At 68.6% G+C, this 5878-nt stretch carries 8 protein-coding genes; 2 read left to right on the top strand and 6 right to left on the bottom strand.

Going from position 1 to position 5878, the window contains the following annotated elements; all coding sequences use genetic code 11:
* Together ACFU99_RS30145 and ACFU99_RS30140 are read left to right on the top strand one after the other, a co-directional pair.
* The coding region (locus tag ACFU99_RS30145; protein ID WP_384398021.1) for a TIGR03621 family F420-dependent LLM class oxidoreductase at positions 1 to 838 on the top strand (838 nt) is incomplete at its 5' end.
* 369 nt (positions 839 to 1207) lie between these two features.
* Complete coding sequence (locus ACFU99_RS30140; RefSeq protein WP_384398019.1) at positions 1208 to 1828, top strand: LuxR C-terminal-related transcriptional regulator; 621 nt, start codon at positions 1208 to 1210, stop codon at positions 1826 to 1828.
* 71 nt (positions 1829 to 1899) lie between these two features.
* On the opposite strand, the gene ACFU99_RS30135 is transcribed toward ACFU99_RS30140, so the two are convergent.
* The 6 genes from ACFU99_RS30135 to ACFU99_RS30110 form a co-directional block, all read right to left on the bottom strand.
* Complete coding sequence (locus ACFU99_RS30135) at positions 1900 to 2895, bottom strand: alpha/beta fold hydrolase (RefSeq protein ID WP_384398017.1); 996 nt, start codon at positions 2893 to 2895, stop codon at positions 1900 to 1902.
* Between the two features lie 98 nt (positions 2896 to 2993).
* On the bottom strand, positions 2994 to 3179 hold the full coding sequence (locus ACFU99_RS30130) for a DUF397 domain-containing protein (RefSeq protein WP_384398015.1): 186 nt from the start codon (positions 3177 to 3179) through the stop codon (positions 2994 to 2996).
* An 87-nt stretch (positions 3180 to 3266) separates the two neighbouring features.
* On the bottom strand, positions 3267 to 3446 hold the full coding sequence (locus tag ACFU99_RS30125; RefSeq protein ID WP_384398014.1) for a DUF397 domain-containing protein: 180 nt from the start codon (positions 3444 to 3446) through the stop codon (positions 3267 to 3269).
* Positions 3447 to 3448: 2 nt separating this feature from the next.
* The gene (locus ACFU99_RS30120) at positions 3449 to 4309 is read right to left on the bottom strand and encodes a Scr1 family TA system antitoxin-like transcriptional regulator (protein ID WP_384398012.1); all 861 of its coding nucleotides are present in this window, start codon (positions 4307 to 4309) and stop codon (positions 3449 to 3451) included.
* Between the two features lie 234 nt (positions 4310 to 4543).
* On the bottom strand, positions 4544 to 5545 hold the full coding sequence (locus tag ACFU99_RS30115; RefSeq protein WP_384398010.1) for an aldo/keto reductase: 1002 nt from the start codon (positions 5543 to 5545) through the stop codon (positions 4544 to 4546).
* Positions 5542 to 5878 (bottom strand): DUF6545 domain-containing protein (locus ACFU99_RS30110; RefSeq protein WP_384398008.1); only part of this gene is annotated, 337 nt, incomplete at its 5' end. The genes ACFU99_RS30110 and ACFU99_RS30115, both read right to left, overlap by 4 nt.

Below are 5878 nucleotides of genomic sequence, written 5' to 3'. Positions count from 1 at the left end.
GGAGTGGACGGACAAGTGCCGTGCCGCCGAGGCGCACGGATTCGACGTGCTCACCGTTCCGGACCATCTCGGGGTGCAGGCGCCGTTCCCCGCGCTGGTCGCGGCGGCCGCGGTGACGGAAAGCGTGCGAGTTTCAACGTTCGTGCTGAACAGCGCTTTCTGGAACCCGGTTCTGCTGACGCGCGAGGTCATGACAACCGACCGGCTCACCGACCGGCGGCTCGAAGTGGGGCTGGGCACCGGATATGTGCGTTCGGAGTTCGACAAGGCCGGTGTGGAGTGGGGCACGGCCGGCAGCAGGGTCGACGGGCTGGAGCGGACGGCCGCCGAGCTGACGCGGCTGCTGGACCACCCCCGCGAACTGGGGGACACCCAGCCGCCGTCCCGACCGCCCCTGCTCATCGGCGGCAACGGCGACAGAGTGCTGGGGCTGGCCGCGCGCCACGCCGACATCGTGGCGTTCACCGGGGCCGTGCTCAAGCGCGGCGCGACGCGCGGCACCTTGGAGCTGCTTGACGCGGACACGGTCGCGGAGCGGGTGGCGTACTTCGAGGAGACCGCCGGGGAGCGCGCCCGTGAGATCGAGCGCAACATTCTGGTCCAGGCCGTGGTGGTGACGGACCGGCGGCGGGAGGCGGCGGAGACGCTGAGCCGCCGGATGCCGCACCTGACTGCCGATCAGGCTCTGGACTGCCCCACGGTGTTGATCGGGACGGCGAAGGAGATCGCGGATCAGCTGCTGGAGCGGCGGGAGCGCTACGGCTTCTCCTACGTCAGCGTGCACGAGTCGGCCATGACGGAGTTCACACCGGTCATCGAGTCGCTCGCCGGACGGTGAGTTTCTGGACAGTGAGTTTCCGGACGGCGGGTGACCGGGTAGGGAAAGGTGGGGTCGTGGCGGTGCCGCGACCCCGGCGGCCCGGTCGGTTAGGAGCGGCTGGGGATGGCTGGAAATAGGCATCCTGACGCGCCTTCTCGGGCCAAGACTTGACACTCTGTATATGGAATACAGGATTCCATCGGGTTACGTTGATCGGGACCATGTGATCGTGCGTGTCCGGGAGTGCAGTCTTATGTCCGTTGAACAGTTATCCCCTTGTGTTATGACACCGCCCTCCGCCGGGGGCCGTCCTCCCGCAGGGGACGACGGGCGGATTGCGCAGGGCGCGCGTAAGGGGAGTCCTTGAGAATGTCGATTGCCGTAGCCGTGCTCGCCGATGACCCGATAACCGAAGAAGGCGCCATCGTGCGCCTGAACTCTTACGACGAGATTTCCGCGCGTTCCCTGGATTCGCACCACGCCGCCGATGTCCTGCTCGTGTTGGCCAGCGAGGTGACGGGGGACATGCTGACCAGAGTGGCGCGGGTGCACCGGGAGAGCGGCGGCGAAGGCCGCAGACTGCCGGTGGTGCTCGTGGCCAACGAATTCCCGGAACACTCCATGCTCCGCGCCATCAGCCTGGGGCTGGTCAGCCTGCTCTACCGGAAGGAGAGCAGCTTCAACGCCATCGCGCGCGCCGTCGTATCGGCCGCGCGCGGCTGTACGAAGCCCGGCGGCGACGGGGTGCAGCAACGGCTGATCGGCCAGATCAAGGCGATCCGGGACAACGCCCTCATCCCGCACGGGCTCAATGTCGCGGGCCTCGGGCCCCGGGAGGTCAATGTGCTCAGACTGCTGGCCGACGGCCTGAGCACCAAGGAGGTGGCGGGCCGGATCGGCTGTTCGGAACGCACCATAAAGAGCGTCATCCATCAGCTCGTCGCCCGCCACAACCTCAAGAACCGCACCCACGCCGTGGCGTTCGCGCTGCGCACCGGAGTTTTGTAACGCACGGTCGTCACCCCCCACCCGCGGCCGGAGCCGGCCGCGGGTTCTCAGCGCGCCGCCCAGGGCTCGGCTCAGGACGTGCCGGGCTCCGGCAGGCTCCCCAGGAAGTCGATCAGCGCCGCGTTGACCTCGTCGGGCCGCTCCTGCTGCGTCCAGTGCCCGCAGCCCGGCAGCCGCACGCTGCCGCGCAGCTTCGGCGCGACGGCCGTCAGGTTCTTCAGGTACGCCTCCATGCCGTGGAAGGACACCACCATGTCCCGGTCCCCGTACACGTACAGCGCGGGCACCTCGATCCGCAGCCCCCGGAACACGGCCGTCAGCTCGTGGTTGCGCTGAATGTTGCGGTACCAGTTGAGGGGGCCGGTGAAGGCGCTGTCCCCGTGCTCGGCGTAGTCCCGCGTGAACGCCTCGATGTCGTCCGGCGTGAGCCAGCCGGGCAGCTCCTCCGGCTCCGGGATCGTGTCCAGCAGCGAGGCGCCGTCGGGAATGACCCAGGGCCGCGGCACTTCGGTGCCGGGATTGTCGCCCGACCCGCTGAACAGGATGCGGCGGAACGTGGAAGCGGGATCGCGTGCCAACTCGGCGTCCGCGACGCCGGGTTGCTGGAAGTAGAGCTGATAGAACCCGTCGCCGTACTGCTCCCGGCTGTCCGTCAGCGACCCCAGCCCGGCCGGCGGCCCAGGCGGCACACTGAGCCCGGCCACGCCCCGTACGACATCCGGCCGCAGCAGCGCACTCGCCCAGGCCACGGGCGCACCCCAGTCGTGCCCGACGACCACCGCCTGCTCCTCGCCCAGCGCGTGGATCAGCCCGACCACGTCGCCGGTCAGATGCAGCAAGTTGTACGCCTCGACGTCCGCGGGCTGCTCACTGCGCGCATACCCCCGCTGATCGGGCGCCACCACCCGATACCCCGCATCCGCCAACGGCCCGAACTGATGCCGCCACGAATACCAACTCTCAGGAAACCCGTGCAACAACACGACCAGGGGCCCTTGCCCCTGCTCGGCTATGTGCAGCCTGACTCCATTGACCTCGACAGACCTGTGCTCGACGGTGGAGCTCACGCATCCTCCCAACGTGCCAAAGGGGATTGGACTTTACCTGGCACGACCTGCGGTCGGCGAGGGGGGTGTGCGTAAGCAGGCGTCCTGCGCGGCAGACGTCAGCTCGCGGCGGCGTACCGTACGAACTGCGCCCACTGGCGGGGCCTCAGGGTGAGGTGGGGGCGGGTGGTGTCCTTGGAGTCACGTACGCGGACGGCGTGTTCGGTGATGACGACCTCTATGCAGTTATCGCCCGCGGTGCCGCTGTAACTGGATTTGAACCAGGCTGACTCGGACGTGGCCATAGTGCTCCTCCGGTGTGCTCCGCCGGGCCCACAGACCCCGAGAGGGCGGTGGTCCCGGAAGGGAGTGCCGCATAATGCGCTTAGTTGTCAGCTTTCGGAGGCGTACCGTACGAATTGCGCCCACCCGCGCCGCCCGATGGCGAGGTGGGGGCGGGCGACGTCTTTGGAGTCCCGTACCCGTACGGTCTGTTCGGTCACGGCGACTTCAACGCAGTTGTCACCTTCGGTGCCGCTGTAGCTGGACTTGAACCAGGCCGGTTCGGTCATGGTTATAGCGCTCCTCTGATCCGTTCCAGCAGGCCCACGGAGTCCAAGGGACTGAGGGCCTGTGAACGGAGTGTCGCATACCGTTGGTGCAGAACGGAGGCTTCCTTCGGCTCCGCGATCAACCGGCCGTTCTTCTGCCCTTCGGAGTATGCGAGTCGTCTGCCGTCCGCTGTTTCCAGAAGGGACAGCGGACCGTCCAGCCCCGCGTGCCGACAGCTGAACGTAGGCATGATCTGGATCGACGTGTTGCGCCACGTGGCGACGGCCAGGATGTGATCCAACTGGCCGATCGTGACCTCGACGCCCCCGAGGCCGCGTCGCAGGATGTGCTCTTCGATGATGAAGCTGAATTCGGTGTTGGGACGCTCCTTGAGCAACCGCTGACGCTCCATGCGCGCGACAACCTGTGCCTCCATCTGATCGTCCGACAGCGGAGGGATGCGATTCGCGAATGCCGCGCGGGCATACGCTTCCGTCTGCAACAGCCCTGGCACCAGGCGGCATTCGTACGTGCCCAGCGTCGCCGCCACCTTCTCCAGCCTCGCCCACTCCCGGAACCACGCCGCGAGCCCCGGCCGGCGTGTCAGATGCCTGGCCGCCTTCCGCAGGGCGTTGGTGTTCCCCAGTACGCCCTCCGCCCGTTCCACGAAGTCCTTGTCCGGCATGCGGCGGCCCAACTCGACGGACGCCACGGTGTGGTGGGAGAAGCGCACCACGCTGCCGAACTCCACCCGGCTGAGCCCCGCGTGCTCGCGCAGGGCCTGGACCACCGCGCCGAAGGTGCGCATGCTGTCCGAGGAGTCCGGCTCCCTCTCCCACTCCCACTCGCGCGCTTCGTCCAGTGGGTCTGTCATGTCGGTCATACGCGGCCACCTCCAGGTGACGTGAATTCCCCGCGCTCAATTCACCCAGCGTGACCACATGCCATGCGTACTGTCCAGATCGGGACCGCGTACGCTCGCCGCCCGTACGCGTCCCCTTGCTGGTTAATGGAATTTCTTGCCCGTGAGGGTGAAGACCGTGCGCTCGAAACAGGAATAACCCTCGGTTACCGTACGCGCGTTCAAGCGGAGGATTTCCGTCAGAGGGGCGGCAGCTCAATGGCCCAATCGCGCCAGGGCCTGTTCCGGGTAGCGGCCGCCCGCTACCGCGTCGGCCGGGACGGTGGCGCGGAGGAGGGCGATCTGGTCGGGGGTCAGGGATACGTCGGCCGAGGCGGCGTTCTCCTCCAGGTAGCGGGTGCGCTTGGTGCCGGGGATGGGGATGATGTCGTCGCCCTGGGCGAGGAGCCAGGCCAGGGCCGCCTGGGTGGGGGTGCAGTCGATCTGGGCGGCTACCTCGCCGATGGCGCGTACCAGGGTCAGGTTGCGGTCGATGTTCTCGTCGGAGAAGCGGGGCCAGCGGCGGCGGTTGTCGTTCTCGCCGAGTTCCGCGCGGGAGGTCACGGAGCCCGTCAGCATGCCTCGGCCCAGCGGGGAGTAGGCCACCACCGCTATGCCCAACTCCCGGCAGGTGGAGAGGAGTTCGCCTTCCACCACGTCTCGCGTGAACAAGGAGTACTCCAGCTGGATCGCGCTGATCGGGTGCTCGGCATGCGCCCTGCGCAGCGTGGTGCTGTTCACCTCGCTCAGCCCCAGATGGCGCACCTTGCCCGCCCTCACCAGCTCGGCCATCGCGCCCACCGTCTCCTCGATCGGCACCTCCGGGTTCCGGCGGTGGACGTAGTAGAGGTCCAGGTGGTCGGTCCCGAAGCGGCGCAGCGAGGCGTGGCACGCCAGCGGTACGTACGCGGCCGAGGTGTCCACGCCGTCCACGCGGCCCGTCTCCGGGTCGTGGCGCAGCCCGAACTTGGTCGACAGCACCACCTTGTCGCGCCGCCGCGCGCCGCCCGCCAGCCAGCGGCCCACCAGTTCCTCGTTGGACCCGCGCCCGTACGCGTCCGCCGTGTCCAGCAAGGTGATGCCCAGCTCGGCGGCCCGGTCCAGGGTCCGCTGGGACTCCGCCTCGTCGGGGACCCCGTATGCGATGGACATGCCCATGCAGCCGAGGCCGATCGCCGACACCTGCGGGCCGTCGGTTCCCAGCGTGCGGTACCTCATCGAGTGCTCCTGTTCTCCGGTGATGCGGGGGTTTCGGCTGACGCGGGGGGTGCGTCAGTTGATCGGTCCGTCAAGGGCTCCGGGGCCGGCCGCGGCAGTGACCTGTACGCCCTCGCCACCGCCAGCAGCCACGCCACCTCCCCCGCGTAGTCGCCCTCCTTCGCCGACGACGGCTCCGGCACCACCGGGTGCGCGCCGACCGGCACGTTGTCCCGTTTCGCGCGCAGCGCCGCCTGTATCGCCGTGGCCTGCACCCTCGCTCGCAGCTCGTCGCCCGACAGGCCCGCCCGCTGGGCCTCGCGGCCCGCCGCGGCCATGGCCGCGGGCTCCATG

The organism is Streptomyces sp. NPDC057654 (assembly GCF_042800135.1).
GTDB lineage: Bacteria > Actinomycetota > Actinomycetes > Streptomycetales > Streptomycetaceae > Streptomyces.
The sequence above is the reverse complement of the archived record's forward strand: the minus strand, read 5'-3'. Positions and strand labels throughout refer to the sequence as shown.